The sequence below is a fragment of the Paracoccus shanxieyensis genome (assembly GCF_009711265.1).
Lineage (GTDB): Bacteria > Pseudomonadota > Alphaproteobacteria > Rhodobacterales > Rhodobacteraceae > Paracoccus > Paracoccus shanxieyensis.
Genome location: NZ_WMII01000023.1, coordinates 31,892 through 48,893 on the forward strand (window position 1 = coordinate 31,892; position 17,002 = coordinate 48,893).

General features: G+C 63.2%; 12 protein-coding genes and 2 pseudogenes. 7 read left to right on the forward strand and 7 right to left on the reverse strand.

The annotated features are described in order from the left end of the window. Entirely contained in the window at positions 1 to 1,887 is a 1,887-nt protein-coding gene (locus tag GL284_RS21615; protein WP_150350649.1) for an IS256 family transposase, read from the forward strand. A gap of 27 nt (positions 1,888 to 1,914) precedes the next feature. Here GL284_RS21615 and GL284_RS18065 read toward each other — a convergent pair whose 3' ends face one another. Both GL284_RS18065 and GL284_RS18070 read right to left on the reverse strand, forming a co-directional pair. Next, positions 1,915 to 2,160 carry a hypothetical protein gene (locus tag GL284_RS18065; RefSeq protein WP_150350648.1) on the reverse strand — a complete coding sequence of 82 codons (246 nt, stop codon included), beginning with the start codon at positions 2,158 to 2,160 and terminating at the stop codon, positions 1,915 to 1,917. Between the two features lie 2 nt (positions 2,161 to 2,162). After that, positions 2,163 to 2,342, reverse strand: coding sequence for a hypothetical protein (locus tag GL284_RS18070; RefSeq protein ID WP_150350647.1), 180 nt, complete (start codon positions 2,340 to 2,342; stop codon positions 2,163 to 2,165). Positions 2,343 to 2,659: 317 nt separating this feature from the next. On the opposite strand from GL284_RS18070, the gene GL284_RS18075 reads away from it, so the two are divergent. Both GL284_RS18075 and GL284_RS18080 read left to right on the forward strand, forming a co-directional pair. Beyond that, positions 2,660 to 6,970 carry a peptidoglycan-binding domain-containing protein gene (locus GL284_RS18075; RefSeq protein ID WP_150350646.1) on the forward strand — a complete coding sequence of 1,437 codons (4,311 nt, stop codon included), beginning with the start codon at positions 2,660 to 2,662 and terminating at the stop codon, positions 6,968 to 6,970. Positions 6,971 to 7,011: 41 nt separating this feature from the next. Then, positions 7,012 to 7,497 (forward strand): hypothetical protein, encoded by a 486-nt coding sequence (locus tag GL284_RS18080; RefSeq protein ID WP_150350645.1) that lies wholly within the window; start codon positions 7,012 to 7,014, stop codon positions 7,495 to 7,497. A gap of 34 nt (positions 7,498 to 7,531) precedes the next feature. Here the strand turns inward: GL284_RS18080 and GL284_RS18085 are convergent. Then, positions 7,532 to 7,828: pseudogene (locus tag GL284_RS18085) on the reverse strand (hypothetical protein); the annotation flags it as partial. Here GL284_RS18085 and GL284_RS18090 point away from each other — a divergent pair. The 4 genes and pseudogenes from GL284_RS18090 to GL284_RS18105 all read left to right on the forward strand — a co-directional run. Next, positions 7,829 to 8,090: pseudogene (locus GL284_RS18090) on the forward strand (ATP-binding protein); the annotation flags it as partial. A 438-nt stretch (positions 8,091 to 8,528) separates the two neighbouring features. Beyond that, entirely contained in the window at positions 8,529 to 8,789 is a 261-nt protein-coding gene (locus tag GL284_RS18095) for a helix-turn-helix domain-containing protein (protein ID WP_150350644.1), read from the forward strand. After that, on the forward strand, positions 8,779 to 10,119 hold the full coding sequence (locus GL284_RS18100) for a HipA domain-containing protein (RefSeq protein ID WP_155045923.1): 1,341 nt from the start codon (positions 8,779 to 8,781) through the stop codon (positions 10,117 to 10,119). The genes GL284_RS18095 and GL284_RS18100 overlap by 11 nt, the downstream gene beginning before the upstream one ends. A gap of 298 nt (positions 10,120 to 10,417) precedes the next feature. Further along, positions 10,418 to 12,067 (forward strand): site-specific integrase, encoded by a 1,650-nt coding sequence (locus tag GL284_RS18105; protein WP_155045924.1) that lies wholly within the window; start codon positions 10,418 to 10,420, stop codon positions 12,065 to 12,067. Positions 12,068 to 12,352: 285 nt separating this feature from the next. Here GL284_RS18105 and repC read toward each other — a convergent pair whose 3' ends face one another. The 4 genes from repC to GL284_RS18125 all read right to left on the reverse strand — a co-directional run bounded on the left by repC (position 12,353) and on the right by GL284_RS18125 (position 16,503). Then, entirely contained in the window at positions 12,353 to 13,195 is an 843-nt protein-coding gene (gene repC, locus GL284_RS18110) for a replication protein C, IncQ-type (RefSeq protein WP_230383165.1), read from the reverse strand. A gap of 16 nt (positions 13,196 to 13,211) precedes the next feature. Then, complete coding sequence (locus tag GL284_RS18115) at positions 13,212 to 14,123, reverse strand: helicase RepA family protein (protein WP_155045926.1); 912 nt, start codon at positions 14,121 to 14,123, stop codon at positions 13,212 to 13,214. A 218-nt stretch (positions 14,124 to 14,341) separates the two neighbouring features. After that, positions 14,342 to 14,887, reverse strand: a complete 546-nt coding sequence (locus tag GL284_RS18120; RefSeq protein ID WP_155045927.1) for a type 4 pilus major pilin — start codon at positions 14,885 to 14,887, stop codon at positions 14,342 to 14,344. 239 nt (positions 14,888 to 15,126) lie between these two features. Beyond that, positions 15,127 to 16,503, reverse strand: coding sequence for a plasmid recombination protein (locus GL284_RS18125; RefSeq protein ID WP_155045928.1), 1,377 nt, complete (start codon positions 16,501 to 16,503; stop codon positions 15,127 to 15,129). Positions 16,504 to 17,002: the final 499 nt, after the last annotated feature.

Below are 17,002 nucleotides of genomic sequence, written 5' to 3' on the forward strand. Positions count from 1 at the left end.
ATGGAACAGCAAACCGGGCTCTATGTCGCGGGCCAATGGCAGCGCGGCGAGACAGAGATCGAAAACCGCAATCCTTCGGATCTGGCCGATGTGATCGGCCATTACGCGCAAGCCACGGTGGCACAGGTGGATCAAGCCATCGCCGCCGCGCGCAAGGCCCAACCGTTATGGTGGGCCGCCGGGATCCAAAAGCGCCATGACGTGTTGATGGCAATCGGCACCGAGCTGATGGTCCGCGCCGACGAGATCGGCCGCATCATCTCGCGCGAGGAAGGCAAGCCGCTGGCCGAGGGGCGCGGCGAGGTCTATCGCGCCGGCCAGTTCTTTACCTGGTTCGCGGCCGAGGCCCTGCGCCTGGCTGGCGAGCGCGTGGAAAGCGTGCGGCCCGGCATCGGCATCGAGGTCCGGCGCGACCCGGTGGGCATCGTCGCCGTCATCAGCCCGTGGAATTTCCCGATCGCGACCCCGGCCTGGAAGATTGCGCCGGCCCTGGCCTATGGCAATGCGGTGCTCTGGAAGCCTGCCAATCTGACCTCAGCCAGCGCCGTTGCCCTGACCGAGATCATCGCCCGCCAGGACATCCCGGTCGGCCTTTTCAATCTGGTGCCCGGTGCCGGGCGCGACATCGGGCAAAGGCTGATCGAAAGCCCGGCACTGGACGCGATCACCTTTACCGGCTCGGTGCCGGTCGGGCGCGCCATCGCCGCCTCGGCCATCGTCAACATGACGAAGTTGCAGATGGAGATGGGCTCGAAGAACCCGATGGTCATCATGGACGACGCCGATCTGGACCTGGCGGTCGCCCATGCCTGCAACTCGGCCTTTGGCGGCACCGGCCAGAAATGCACCGCCGCCAACCGCCGGAACGGGGTTGCGGCGAAGCGCGTGAAGGGTTCGGACGGCGAGGTGCCGCTTTTGGTTCCGCGTGACCGGGACGGCAGTTTCGAGCCGGAGCTGGTGAAGAAAGGCCAGACCCGGATCGACGGGGTGGATGACAAGATCATCGGGCTCTATGCCGCCGGGCTGTCGGTGCGCGACATCCAGGCCCATCTGGAAGAGCTTTATGGCCTGAGGGTCTCGCCCGACCTGATCAGCCGTGTCACCGATGCCGTGCTGGGGGAGGTCCGGGAATGGCAGCACCGGGCACTGGACCGGATGTATCCGATCGTCATTTTCGACGCGCTGCGGGTTAAGATCCGCGATGCCGACAGCCGGATGGTCAAGAACAAGGCCGTTTACATCGCCCTCGGCGTCACCCGCGAGGGGGAGCGGGAGGTTCTGGGCCTGTGGATCGCCGACAACGAGGGGGCCAAGTTCTGGCTGTCGGTGATGAATGAACTGCGCAACCGGGGCGTTCAGGACATCCTGATCGCCGTTGTTGACGGGCTGAAGGGCTTCCCGGAGGCTATCACCACGGCCTTCCCCGAGACCATGGTCCAGACCTGTATCGTCCATCTGATCCGGCATTCGATGAACTTCTGCAGCTGGAAGGACCGCAAGGCAGTGGCCGCCGATCTGCGCCCGATCTACGAGGCCCCGACCGCCGAGGAGGCCGCCCGCCAGTTGGAGGTATTCGAGGAAAAGTGGGCCGGGAAATACCCGTCCATCGCCCCGGCCTGGCGCCGGGTATGGGCCGAGGTCACGCCGTTCTATGCCTTCAGCGCGGCGATCCGGAAGATCATCTATACGACCAACGCAGTGGAATCGCTGAACCGGGTGCTGCGGAAAACGCTGAAGACCAAGGGCTCCTTCCCGACCGAGGAAGCTGCCACGAAGCTGATCTTCCTGGCCATCCGCAACTTCGAGAAGGGCGGCCGCGCCGTCCGGGAGTGGGTTGCGGCCCGCAATCAGCTGGCCATAATGTTCGCCGGGCGCTTCGACGCCTGAACGTATCTGAAAACCGCATGGGCCCGCTCAGATACACAGAGTTCCTGACACTCCCCCGGTTTGAGAGCAGACAATCTGCTTCCAGTCTAAGATCATTCCAAAAACAGCAAAGACCAACCCAACTGACGCTTTATCAGTTGGGTCACCTTCGGACATGAGCTTAATCCAGCCGCCAAAGCCTACAACGACGGCTAGACATCCCAGTATACCGAGCACGACAAAGATTGCTTGTGCAATCCTGCCCGACGCTGTGCTGTAATGACCGTCAGCCATGATCATCCCTTATCAATCGCGAGGTCGTCCAGCGCCTTGCCGCCGTCCACACGCTTGTGCGCGAGGGGGCAGCCATCGTGCTGCGGCCGCGTCAGCTTGTGTCCTTTGATCAACTTGTGGTCCTTGATCTGAACGGCGGGCGGCTGGAGGGAACGGGACAGGATGCGCTTGCGTTCGCCCACGCCCTGTTCTCGGCGCACGGCAGCCGGATTTCCGAGTTAACGGGACTGATCGCGACAACCTATGTCGGGGGTGGCGCACCACGGGGCTTGTCGCTTTACCAGTCGGTCTGGACCAGCCTGCCCACGGAAGAACAGGATAGGATTAGTGCGGATCGTGTCATCCGCCCTTGAGGGCGCTTGATGATCACCGGCCATGTCCTGCCCGGGAAGGTCGGCATGAGATATGAACGTTTCAAAACAGGCAGTTTTTGCCTTTGAGAAGCCGGGTTGCTTTGGCATCATCTCGATTGCGTACTGTATTTACCGTGGAGAGTGACATGGTTTGGCGTATCCGCATGATCTGCTGTTGTCTGGGAACTTTGGCCGGTTACGCCGGGACCGCGCAGGCTGATGATCTCGGCCGGCTGATCGGAACCATCGCGAACGAGGTCGTCAAGGAGCAGATGCGCCAGCAGAATGCCCAGCCGCGCCAGCCCCAGCAGCAGGGCCAGCCCCAACAGGTGCGGCGGGCTACAAAACCGGCGGCGCCCGCCCCGCAGCAGCCGCAGATGAGCGCCGAGGAACGGATGGCCGTGCAGCGGGCGCTGATGGCTGGCGGGTATTACGCCGGCACGATCGACGGTGCGCTTGGCGCTGGCAGCCGTCAGGCCATCGCCAGATGGCAAGCGGCGATGGGGGCATCGGCAACCGGCTATCTGCTGGACCAGCAGGCCCGGGCTTTGATCCGGAGCGCGCCGGTCCTGCCCGCCACCGCCAGCGCCGACGCCGAGACGCCCGCGCCGCAGGAACCCGCCGGGCTGTCCGACACGCCACCCTGGCAACGACAGCCCGCCGCCGCAGGGGCAGCACCCGGCCAGCAGCCTGCAACCGCCACCGCCGAGACCCCACCCTGGCAGCGGCAGCCTGCCCCTGCTGGGATGCCGCCGGTGCAGGCGCAGGCCCCGGCAGCAGCCAAGGTGCCGCGGGCAGCGGCGGGTAGGGCAGTCATGCCCCAAAGTGTCCTGCCCGAAGGCGCCGTGATCGGCGACCACGCTCTGAATAACGCCATGCTGATCTGGGTGGCCGCCAACAACCCGACACTGCTCGACACGGCGCCAACCATCGTCACCCGTCTGGTCTGGGCCGGGCTTGCCCCGGAACTGCGGCAGAACAAGATCAATGACCCCAACCTGCAGCGCCAGGCGATCGGGGCCGCGCTGCCGGCCCCCGGCATGGCGCAACCCGCCTTTGTCCGGCTGGAGCGCGACGTGGACATCGCGCCGCCCTGGGACGGCAAGCCCGCCAGCCTCATCACCACGTTCACAGACATCGAAGGTGTCACGGCGATCACCGAATTGCAGACCCATCAGCGCGGCACCAGGACCGCAACGCCGATCTGGACCTTTCGCTTTGCTAAACCTTTCTACATGCCCACGCCGGCGGGGCTGGAAAACTGGGTCCTCCCACGCCAGAACAAGCGCGCGAGCCTGCTGGTGCAGATCGACCTCGCGCTCGGCAAAGCGAGCTTCACCCCCGATCCGGACGGTCAGGGCCTGCGCAACAACAGCATCGAGGCGCGGGTTGAGCGCGTGACGCTGATCCGTCGCCCACCTCTGCCAAAACGGAAAACCGATCCCGTCCTGCCCGACGAGGTGCTGCATGTCTGGACGGGCGAGGCCCCGGACGCTCAGCAGGTTGGTGGGGTCGGCGATGTCGCCGGGATCGCGCAGACCTACGGCGGCGGGGTCAACGGCGGGCGCTATGTGTCGCGGCTTGGCAGCGGCCATCTGAACGAATACAGCGCGACCGGCAGCGTCAGAGGTGGGGGCGAGGCGCTGAAGACCGCCCTTGCCCTGCGCGGGCTGGTCGAAATCGCGCCGGACCGCGCACCGGACGTTGCCTTGGCCGATGCCCTGTCGATGCAGTTCCTGACCGAACGCGAAAGACTGGACATCCTGCCGCAGGAAATCGCCCTGCGCAAACCCTATGACAAGATCAGCGAGTTGGCGCTGCATGCCGCCATGACCAAGGCCGCCGTGCCCGTGCGTGATAGGGTGATCGCGCGCGCGCCCGACCTGCCGCTGCCGATGCGCCGGGTCAGCACCATGTATCTGGGCGAATACAACTTCGACAGCGGCGCGTTCCCGGCGCAACTGGACGGCAGTATCTATCAGGACCTGCCTCTGGCCGAGGCCGGACCCGATTTCGCCTTGGACGCGCCCTTCAAGATGTCCCCCGCCGAAGCGCAGGCCTTGCTGGACCGGATCACCGCCGCCAATCCGGCTGGCGCGAAAGGGCGCGAACTCTTCATTGCCGTGGATTACAGTCTGGACGATGTGACCAGCCGCGCCCCCGGCGCGGGTCCGATCACGGCGGCCGAGCTGGAGACCGTCGGCCTGCGCAGCCATATCGAAAGCGCCGCGCTGTATCTTGATCCCGGCTTGACCGACAAGCTGATGGACCTGCCCTTCCCTTCGCCGGTGGAGCGCCCGGTCGCCGCCGCCACCGCCCCTATCGCACCGCCCACCGATCTGGCCCAGACCACCGCCCGCAGCCTGTGGGGCGCCTTTGCGCTGGCCGATCCGCGCGACGAATATGCAAGCGCGATGCTGCAGAAGATACTGTCAAAACAGGGGGCGGGCGGGGCTGTCGAGGTTCAGGCTGCCGCGCTCAAGGACGCGGTGGTGGCCGAGGCACGCGGCAGTTATTGGCTGGGGGCAACTGTCGAGCTGATGGATTACGAGCCGCAAACCGGCGGTTTCCCGATCAAGCGCGTGGACCTTCGCGCCCCGCCGCCGGGCGGCGGCGACACCGGCATGGCACCGCCGGAAATCGGCTTCATGGACCAGAACGTCTTTCGCCTGCTGTCCGCGACGCCGGAACAAGCCGCTGCCATCGACACCTTCCGCGGCGTGGACAGCCGCCTTGCCCTCCTGATGCAGGTGCGCCCGGCCGCGGTCGCCTATGATTACAATACGGGCAATGGCGCCCTACAATTCGCCGCGCCCGATACGATCCTGCTGGGTCCGGTAGGCGCGGACGGGTTGCCCGATCCAATCCTGCTGCAGATCGGCGCGCCGGTCACGCCTGCCGAAACGCTCACCCCCGCCGCGCCGACCCAGATCACCGCACCCCGAGCCCTGCTGCTGGACCAGGAGGGGCTGGATCTGCTGGCCCTGTCGCTGGATCCCGCGATCTATGACGACACCGACTGGCGCCGGATGCTGATCGAACGGCTGATGCGCGAGCGGTGGTTCAGGGTCGAACCGGATCCAGTTCGCGGCGATCTGGCTTGGGGCAGCTTCTTCGCCGATCCGATGCAGACCCCGGATCCCGCGCAGATGACGGCGCTGATGCCGGCCTTCCGCGACTGGACCATGGCCCGCGTCGCCGCCCTGCCGGACCGGCTGCTGATGCCACGCGGCCCAGTGCCGATGGGCGAGCCGCAATGCCTCGGCTTTACCGAGGTCAATGCCCCGGCTATCGGAACACACCCGTCGTTCGTGCTGAAGAACGCGGCCTCGCTGCTGGGCGACATGACCGCAATGGCCGCGACCGAACACCTCGGGACAGCCGAGACCCACCGCCCCGGCCCTGACCGGCTGTGGGTCCACGATCCGAATAGCCAGACGCAGAGCTGCCGCTATCACGGACGCTCGCCGGTCGCGCCGCTGCAATCGCAGGTGCCGGTGGATGCGGGCCGCGTCGCCGCCCTGGTCGGCACGGCGGCCATGCCGGTTCTGGCGCATGGCGATGACGGTCTGTCGGCAACGGCGGTGACGCTGCGCCGGGACGTGCTGCGGCTGGAAAAGCCCCAAGGCGCGCCCGATAAGCTGCGCGGCGTGCTGGTTGCCGCCGGCCCGGTGGAGGCGATCACCGGCTGGCGCGGCCACACTGGCCGTGACATGGCACAGGCGCTGGCGCTGACCTCGCCAGACTGGGCCGGGCCCGGCGACCTGGCCACACGCGACATCCTGGGCCTGACTACCGGCATGACCCTGGCCGAATTCGAGACCGGCGCCATCGCGCATCTGGGCCAAGCCGTGCGCTTTGTCGAGGAGGTTCCCGGCAAGGGCATGTTCGGCCATGCGCGCGGCTTCCTGAATATGGAAACCGGCGAGGCGCTGGCCGCGATCTATGCCCCACGCGCCGAAGGCCAGCCCGTCGTCGCGATCATGCGCCGGATCATGCTGCCCGCCAGTGAGCCGGGTCTCGAGTCGATCAAGCTCAGCCTGACGCAGAAATACGGCGAGAATATTGAGGAGTTTCAGGAGGGCCGCTGGCAGTGGAGCACGCTGCCCAAGGGCGAGGACGGATGGGGCGTCTGCGTCGGCGGGCGGTCGCTGATCGCTGGCGGACGTGGCGGACGTGAGGGCGCGCCCAGACTGATCCCCGACGGCGATCTTGGCCAGCCTGTCGGCAGCCATTTCGGCAGTCCCGATTACTGGGTCGGTGCTGGCTGGCCCGAGATGGTCACCGACCGTCCCGGCCAGCTGGATCCCGAACGCTGCGGGCTGGTGGTGGGCGCCTTCGTGACCCAAGTTGATGACCGGCGGATGATGCAGATCTGGCTGCTGGACCGCAAGCTGGCCGGCACGCTGGACGCCATCCCGGCCCCCCCCGTCGAAGCCGCGCCGCTGAAGCTGTGACTGACCGGCACTGCGAACCCCAACCGAAAGGAGATCCGCCCATGCCCATTACCGCCCGATGGCTTGCTGCCACCTTGGCGGCCATGATCCTCTGTGCCACTGCCGCGCCTTCGTTCGCCTGGGATCTGCGAAAGCAGCCAGACAGCGCCTCGACCTCGCAGGTCGAGGGCGGCAAGCGGCTGACGCTCAGCTGTTCGCGGGGACGCGGCACCCTTGATCTGTCGCTCAGCGACATTTCGGCGGGCACGGACCTGTCGGCGCCGCTGCGCGAGATTTCGATCTCTGGCAATCTGGTGCTGTGGATCGGGATGCCGGACGGCAGCTTCACCCAAGACGCTTTCACCGCCTTCGACGAACAAGGCTCGGTCGCGGCCTCGATCCCCGTCGATGCGATCAGCTGGGACTCCTTTGGCAATGGCGAAAAGCTGTGGCTTCAGGACACCGCCGTGAATGATCCGCTGTTCGCCTCGGGAATGAAGGGCACCGGCGCGGCCCGGCTGGCTTTCCTTGAGCGCTGCGGATTCTGAGAGGAGATCTGCAAGGCCGATAGGATTCCCAGGCTTACCGTGCGAGACGGACGGAACTTCCGGTCCGCCCGTAGCAGTTGGCATCGTCAGCGACGACGCCATTGGTGAATCTGACGCCTTCGATGACGCGTGGCAACTGGTTTGTGCCGTTGAGCTTGCGCGACTTCTTCGATGCGGCCCGAACCAGGGTGAAGACCATCAGCTTCGCGGTCTTCTGCGACAGTGCGCCCTTGGTGCGGACGGTTCGGTGTCGGACGGTGGCGAAGACGCTTTCGATCGGGTTCGAGGTGCGCAGATGCTCCCAGTGCTCGGCGGGGAAGTCGTAAAAGGCCGTCGCATCAAGGCTGCGAAGTGCCCGACCGTCAAAAGCCTCGACAGCTTCGACTTTGCGGCTATTCCGAAGCTGAACAAGATGCAGGTGCTGGAACTGGCCCGGTGCGAATGGATCGAACGGCGCGAGAATGTCATTGCCCTCGGCCCGTCCGGCACCGGCAACCCATGTCGCCCTCGGCATCGGGCTGGCTGCCTGTCAGAAGGGCCTGTCCGTTGGCTTTACCACCGTTGTGGCGCTGGTCAGCGAGATGATGGAGGCCTTTGAGGTCCCCGCGGGACGCGGTTCCGGTGATGCCGTGCTCAGGACTGATGCCGATCGTATCGAGCACGCCAATGAGACGGGCACATCGGAATTGCATTGAACCAGCATCATGTTGGCGGCCACAGCGCTGATCACGGACCGAAGCATGCACCCGGGTCGGTCTCAGGCGAAGACTGCCGAACAGGAAAGCAGATCACTTGCTCAAAGAACAAGACCGCGCTCCGGCGGCACATCTCGTATGCCAAAACCGCTTGACTGGGACGACCCCGTTACCGAATTCCTGAGCCTAGACGTGCGCGCATAAGCCAGCAGCCATCCCCCGGTTCGAGATCGACAAAGTTGCATCTTTCATTTCCATAGTCAGAAAGCTATATCACTAGAAAATAGTCCAGGAAATATATTCCCCCTCTAACGCCCATGGACTATATATCTGTGCATGAACACGCTTCCTCCAATCAGCATCCGCAGCCTGCGGCAGGCAGGCGCTGCTCTGCGCGCGCGCCGCAGGGCCTGCAACCTCACCCAGAAGCAGCTCGCCGCGGCAACGGGAACGGCGCAATCGACGATTTCGGATATCGAAACCGGTGTCGTCTCGGTCAGCCTTGACGTCTACCTTCGGTTGCTCGAACCTCTAGGCGGCGAGTTGTGCCTGACCAACCGTGCAACCCACATGGATACGCCTGGGCATGGCACGTAGACAGCGCGCCCGACCAGGCGCAAGGCAGAACAAGACCGGCGTCTGGTATGGACACGACCTTGTCGGCACCTTGGTCAAGGCTGCGGACGGCGGGATCGGCTTCAGCTATGCACCAACCTGGCTGTCGAACGAAGAGGCCTTTCCGGTCGCCAGCATCTTGCCTTTGGTGCAGGGCGCGCAACGCGGTGACCTTGTTCTTGCCGCCTTCGACAATCTCTTGCCGGATGCCGAGGGGGAATTGCGCGCAAAAATCGCCGAACGGGTCGCTGCGCCAGACAAGGACGTGTTCTCGCTGCTCTCGGTGCTGGGCCGCGACTGCGTCGGTGCGCTGCAGTTTTTGCCGCAGGGTGCCGCGCCCGAGGCACAGGACATCGCCTATCGCGTGATGACCGAGGACGAGATGGCGGCCGATCTGCGTGGACTGGCCATGGCCCCTCTGGCCCAAGGGCCGGATGACGATTTCAGGATCTCGATCGCGGGCGCGCAGGAAAAGACGGCATATCTCAGGATCGGCGGCAACTGGGCCAAGCCGCGCGGCATCACGCCCACAAGCCACATCTTCAAGACCCCGATGGGGGTTTTGCCGGGGCCGGACCAGATCGACCTCAGCGACAGCGTCGAAAACGAACTGTTCTGCATGACCTTGGCACGAGAGATTGGGCTGCAGGCGGCCTCGGTCCAGCGCATCACCTTGCCCGACGTCACCGCTCTGGCGGTCGAACGCTTTGACCGGCGCTGGAATGGCGCGGTTTTGACGCGGCTCCCGCAAGAGGATCTTTGTCAGGCCCTCGGCTATCCCTCGGCGCAGAAGTATCAGCGCTCTGGCGGCCCTGGCATTCGGCAGATCATGGAACTGCTGCGCGAATCCGATGAGCCGATCCTTGACCGGGAGGCGTTTCTTTGCGCGCAGATGTTCTTTTATCTGATCGGAGCCTCCGACGGTCATGCCAAGAACTTCAGCCTGCATCTTGGTCGCCGGGGCCGTTTCCGGCTGGCACCGCTTTATGATGTCCTGAGCATCGCCCCTGTGGTGCAGGCGGGACGGCTGCAACGCAAGCGCTACCGCATGGCAATGTCCGTCGATGGCCACTACGGCATCGACGACATCGTCCCGCGCCATTTCGAGAACGAGGCACGGGCCAGTGGCCTGCCGAAAGGGCGCGCGCTGGTTCTGCTGGCCGAGCTGGCGGATCGCCTTGGCCCGGCCCTCGCGAGGGCACGCGAGGCCGTGCGGGATCAGGTTCCGGCGTCCGTGATGGACCCGATCTCGCAAGATGCCATGACCCGGGCCGAGACGGTCAGGGCCTTGCTGGCTTCCGATCCTGAATAGCTGCAGGCCCGATCATGGCGCGCTGCAGCACAATGCAAGGTGGCATGGCGAAGGCAGGCCTTGAAAGCTCGGGACAGGTGCTGCATGTTGATGGTGAACAGGCCTTTGAGCCGATTTCGCCAGAGGGCTTTATCCGGCGACAAATCAATGCGTTAGCTACGCGTTCATTCCGGCCCCTACCGCCGGAGCCAAATCCTTCTAAATCAAGATCTTGAAGGCCATTTGGCAGCATATGGACCCCGCGTCCATTTGTGGACCTCGCGCCCGACACGCTGACCCTTCATAGAAGGGCCTTGATGTGGCGATTGCGAACCATGTGATCCGGCGGCGCGCGTTTTATGCGTGGCGGCGCGTCTGGCGCGGAAGTGCTATTCAGATTCCCCTCTCAACCACCGATGCGACTCATGCCCGCCGCCTCGCAGCAGCGGCAACCGCCGCCGCGTCCGTGGGATGGGGCCTGCTTGACGCAGGCCGGATCACCTTGCACGATGCGAAGCAGGAGATTCACCGAGCCGTTCAGAACGAGCGGCTTGCCTTGGACTATGAGGCCGCAGGCGGAGATCCAGAGCATTCACGACCGGGAGGACGCGCCTTCTATTTCTTCTTCAACTTGGCCGCTGATGGTCCCGACGACGAGCCGGAACCGAGCAAGAAAACGGGGCAACCTTCCCCGGATACCACCAACGCCGCTGAACCGTCCGCACGTCCCGTCGATTCAGCCCCATTGCCACCTGACGCCGCACCGAACATACCGGACGCCGCCGATGCGGCTCAAACGCCGATACGTCCCCCCGTTTCATCGGCCTCCTCGGTTGTGCCTGCCATCACCCCCGCCCAGCACCCTGACACGCCGCCACAGCCGCGCACAGAGGCCTCCGGTCCGGGGCCGCACATGATGCAGGAAATCGTGACTCGTCTCGGCAAGATGGACAAGCGCACGGGGCGCGCGTCCGACAAGACGATTGAGCAGTGCGCGGGCATCGCGGCTTTGTTCGTGGAACTGACCGGCGTGGCGGATGTGCGCGCCATCCGGCAGCACCACATTGCGGTTTTTGTGGATGGGATGGATCGCTTGCCGCCGGTCTATCGACGTTCCGCCGCCGAGCGGGATAAGCCGATTGCCGAGATCATCGCAGGGGCGGAAGCCTCCGGCGTCAAGTGCGGACTTTCCTCCGCGACGATCAACCGGAACCTGATTCAGATCGGCAAGATTCTGGAGTTCGCCAAATCGCAGGGTATCCGGGTTAATCCGGACATAAACCCGTCATCATTGCGGCGTTTCGAGAAGAAGAACGCCAAGGACGACCGCGACCCGTTCACGCCCGAAGACGTGAAGCGGATTTTTGCGGCCCCGGTCTGGTCTGGAGCCAAGAGCGCGAAACGCCGCCGTCAGCCCGGCAGCGTTGTAGTGAAGGACTGGCTGTATTGGGTGCCGCTGATCGCCGCCTATACCGGCGCGCGCCGGGAAGAAATCTGCGGCCTCGAGACTGCGGACGTTGAGGATGAGGACGGAATCCCCGTCTTTCGTATCCGCCCCAACACGCGGCGCGGCATCAAGAACGCTCAATCCGAGCGGCGAATCCCCATCCATTCGCACCTGATCGACCTTGGTTTTCTGGATTACGTCCGCGACCAGCGGGAGCGGAACCGTCCGCACCTGTTCCATGACTTGAACCGGAAAAGTGCCAAGTCACAGATCGGCGACTCGACGGCTTACCTGTGGCGGAATATTCAGCACGACCAGATCGGCCCGCAGGAAAAGAAGTCGTTCCATTCCTTCCGGCATTATGCCGTTCAGGGACTGCGTGCGGAATCGGATGTTGAGAAGCATGTCAGGGCCGAACTGTTCGGGCACTTGGTCGGGGACATTGAGGATGACCGCTATGGCGGACGGGCACCCGTGGCAACGCTGCGCGCTGCTGTCGAGGCGTTGCCTCGGGTATTTTGAACTTGCCCATTCTTGTTTTTTAGAGCGCGCGCCTCTGGCGCGATGGGGTTTTGAAGGGGGCGGGCCCCCTTCTATTATATTCAAGATCTCTCTAAGACTCTTGAAAAGTCTTAGAGAGATCTTGATCGAAAAACCTTAGAAAGGCGTTTTCATAAAACTATTCAGTATCTTGAAGCGTATATCTGTCAGGAAAACTGACACCAATAGTCCGCACTTATGACATCAATAGTCCGCACCTTTGACACCAATAATCCGCACCCGCTGACACCAATAGAACGCACCCTATCAAACATTATACTCTATCAGCCTTGGGCGGACAAAGCGCCATTGGTCAGGCTTGATTTCAGTAATATTCCACCCGGTCGCTGAACGGAGTTCATCCACAACTTTCCGCACCTTCGTGATACGGCTTCGGGCGGCGCGCGTTGTTTCCGCTGCGTCCGGCCATACATATCCTGCCAACGTTTCCGCAGAAACCTTGCATGATTTTCCGGGATCTATAAAGGCAGAGATCCGCTGATGAATCAAGCGTGCGGGATCCGTTTCAAGGGCACGCGCTTCCATCATGTCGATACGGGCATGAGCGCCGCCGCCTATAATAGCCTGTGCAAGGCGCGGATTGAATGCCACCCGCAGCCCTCCAGTATCATCATCACTTAAATATGCGGACAGCAGGCGGGAACCAATGCGCTTCCCGCCCGATTCAACAAAAATGGTCACTGCAAAAAGTCGTTCAATGCTTTTGCGAATAAGGCGTATGGCATTCCCCCCTTCATCTATGCCGATTTCACGCGCCAAGCGCCGCAGACTATCCTGAACCTCAACCGAACGTGGCTTCACTATGGCGTTACGGATTTCTTCATCGGCGGGTTCATAAAGCCGGGTCAGGAGGGTTTGACCGATCTCACTCGCCTTTTGTGAATCTTCCAAAATCCACCCATCCGGCCCCGCCAGCGCGACGAGGCCCTGAAAAACGCGCATGTCAAGCACGCCGAGAGGTTCGAAGCCGCAGAACTCCAGCTTTTCCCCATGCCCGTAGTCATAGGTTATATGCAGTTTCAGCCGCTTACGATCCCCCGGCCCGAGAGATCGGAACAGGCCCGGAACCAGCGCGTGCGCGCGATCCATACGAGCGTGTGAGAGGTCAACGGTCCGTGCCCCGCCAGTCCGGCGACGACGGATGTGGGACGACTTTGGCGGTGATGTTTTTCCTGATGCCATCAGCATTCTCCAGTGTAAGAGCGGGTTTCAGGACGCCACCGGCGCCCCGTTCAAGCCATTTGTCGGGGATGGGCGGGCCGAAATTCGCCTTGGCCTGGACGAGCCGCACGAAGCGTTTGCGGTCATCGACCTTGTGGCGTTCCGCCTCCGTCTCCGTCATGCCAAGCAGGTTCCATTGCCCGCCCCGGATGTTGTCCACCAGCACCGACGAGCCGCGCGCGGCCTGCTGTTCGCCGCCCGCGCCGTTCAGCGCAGCGCCCTTCGCGGTGTGATGCAGGAACAGGATGCTTGCGCCGGTGCGCTCACATATCCCCTCCATGACGCCGAGAAGCTGGGCCATCGGCCCGGATGCGTTCTCGTCCTCGATGTGAAAGCGGCGCAGCGTGTCCACGATTGCCAACCGTGCCGAGTCACAGACGCGCTCCAGCGCGTCCGCCCATGCCGCCTCCCCGATGTTGACCTGATGCCCCATCAGCGGCAGCACCGTCAGGTTGTTCGAGACGGTGCGGCGGGCGTCCGGGGCCAGGTGCCCCGCCAAGGCGTGGAAGCGGTGCGCAAGGGCGGAACGTGGATCCTCTGCGGGCAGATACACGACCCGCCCGTGCGCGGGGATGCCGATTTCCGCGAGATCCGGCCCGCCCGCGACCCCGACCGCGATTTCCAAGGCCAGCCATGACTTGCCCGCGCCGCCTTGTGCGACGAGACTGCCGACCGTGCCGGCGATCATTCCGGGCAACACAATGTCGATGGGGGGCGGTGCGGCGTCGAACGCTGCGGCTATGTCAAGCGGTGCGATGCCCGCCAACGGATCCGGGATTTTGTCTTGTTTCGTCATGTTTGGGCACCTCGCTGCTCCAGTCCCGCCTTCACCGACAAGTCCAGCGCCGTGCGGGAATGGGCCGACGCGGGAGGTTCAAAGTTGCTATATGAGCGGCGCCGATTTCTCGCCACTCGCAAGCCGCCAAGTATCAGTTATTGCGAGAAAAATAATCGCTCAGGGTGAATAAAAAGGGGCCGACGAGCGGCCCCTTTCGGATAATCACCGGGAGGCGATTAACGTTCATAGATGACGGCAAAAGTGTTCGTGCCCGTTGTCGCATCGCAAGCCTTTGCCGGAGTAGAGGCCAGTTTGTATTCAGCACCCATCGGTCCGGTGATGACCTCGCTGGCCGCACCGGAAGACAGGAAGGTGCAAAGTGCGCGACCTCCGCGTGTGGGGGACAATGTTACGGTTGCTTGGAACTTGCCCTCATCGGCACCGGCGGCGGTGGGCGCAAAAGCAACCGTGCCCTGATAAGGCAGAGTGATGGTTTCGTTCCCGCTGATGGCGTCGGTCGGCACCGCTCCGGCCTGAATAAGCATTTCATTGTTAAGGCCGGTAAAGTTCACGGAGTTGCGAAACAGAGTCCGGGCCTCTTGGGCTGCCGTGGACACGGTGCGCGCCGCCGTGGTCTTGTTGCTGTTCAGCGTCACGACCTGATACATCGCCAGAACTGAAATCAGCACGACGATGGCGAAAGCCGCATAAAGCAGCGCCTGCGTCATGTCCGCGCCGCGCTTGCGCGCGTTCATCCTATTTTTAATGGCTTCGATTTTCATAGATTTCTTCTCCCGTTGGTTAAATCCGTCCGGGCGTCCTATGATCTTAAAATCCGCAAATCGACTTAAGAAACTCCATCAAGATAAAGAAAATGTTGATGGGAGATTATTCCTTGAAATAAGGAATAGCGCGTCATATTCGGAATTCGTCGGGGGCCGGACAGGCTTCGATATTTCCCAGCACCCCGACGCCTCAAATAATATTGGTGGAAAGGCTGACCCGCTCACCACGAAGCGCCTCACATCGAGAAGTCCGACCCGGAACCGTCGCGCGGCTTTTTGGGTGGCGTGATCAGGCGTTCCGCTTCTGCGACCACATCAGCAGCATCCGCCTTTTCCGTGGCGGTCAGGTGCCGACCTACGCGTGAAAGCGTCAGTTTCAGAAGGCCCAAGGTCTTTTTCATCACAGAACGCAGGTTGAATGCCTCACGCCTTGCGACCTCCGCCTCCGCCAGTGCGCGGGTGGCGGCGTCCCGGTCAGCCTGTGCTGCGGCCTCTAACCGCTTTTTGGCGGTCATGGCGTCAGCGGTGGCGATGACAGCCGGTTTCAGGTCTGGGAAGCCCTGCCGCAGTCCCTCCGGGTTGTGAGCCTCGACGTTCCCAGACTCGCCCCGGCCAATCGTTTCATCCCTGATTTCATCAGCCAGCACCTGAATCGCGGATGTGATCCGGGCGGCCTTTATCCGGGACGCCTCCTCCTCGGTCTTGGCCGCATCCCGTTCACGCCGGGCCTGTTCGGCCTCATCCAGCGCTATCCGGGTCAGGCGTTCGGCCTCGGCCTGTGCGGCCTCCTCGACCGCGACACGCTCGGCCAACCTGGCACGGTATGTTTCCAGACGTTTGGTCTCCTTGTCCGTCAACTCGGCCTTGTTCTCGAGTTTCTGGACTCTGGCCCTCATCTCGTCAGCACGGGCTGACGCTTCAGCGAGGTCAGCACGCTTCGCGGCTATCTCGCGCGGGAGGTCCGTGTGAAGTTCACGCACCGTCCGATGAAGCGTGTCCTTGAAATCAGCCCCGGCGGCGATCCGGTCCCCGTATCTGTGGCCGCGTTCGATGCCAGCGCAGTGACGCGCCATGACTTCCGCCGTCAGGTCCTGAAGGCCAGACATGACAGCGGGGCGCGTGGCCTGCGAAAGCGGCACCCCGTCCCGATTATAAGCGGCAAGCTGAAAATGGGCATGAATCGTCGTTTCGTCCATGTGGACGACAAGGCCGTGAAGCGTGGTGTTCAGCCGTTCCGCCACGGATTCGGCCAGATCCAGAAAGGCGGCGTCCTGCGCTTCCGGCGTCAACGCCTCGAATAAATCCGCCGCTTCCGTCCCGAACGTGATAATGCCGCAGGCCGCCACAGCGGCGTCCTTTTTCATTTTTCGCCGCGTTTCCCGCAGGGACCGGCGACCTTCACAAATCGTCCGCATCGCGCCGGGCGGATCCGGCTCCATTATAATCCGATTGAGACTTTTCCGGATTTCGTCTATATAATCGGGTTGTCTGCCAATACGCAGATCGTGTTTGCGCTGCCCGGCCAAAGACCTGACATTCTTCAGTTCAAGCCGCGTGGACGCGGCTTTTGGGTTCCCCTCCGGGGACTTATGATTCCGAGGTGGCTTCGCCATATCATAACCTACTATCCATAACTCACGCCCAAGAGGCGCTCCTTATGGATTTCCGGCAAAGGGGAGAAAAAACCTAACGGCTTTTTATCCCCTTTTGAAACCCCACGCCTTCCGCTGGACCAAGGAGATTTCATCCCCTTTGGAAACCCCGACCAAAAACGCGCGCCGCTGTTTCTGGACTTCCCGGCCCTTCCGGGGGACGACTTCATCGAGACCCCGCCGGGGGCGTCCTGCCGGACCGGCTGCCTTCCGCAGGACCCGCTGGGGCGATTTCATCGAGAGGCTTCCGCCGGACGCTTGCCAGCGTGGCCGGGTTGTGACGCGTCACAACCTCAAAGCGCCCTGCGCCGGGTTTTCCGGCGCAGAGGCGGATGATAGTGCCCCGCGGCGTGGTGTAGGAGCGCCGACCCTCGGAGAGGTCAGGGCTTGTTCAGGTGGCCACGGCGGGCAGCCTGACGGTTGGATTGTCGGTCACACGGGCGAGCGTTTCAAGGCTCAT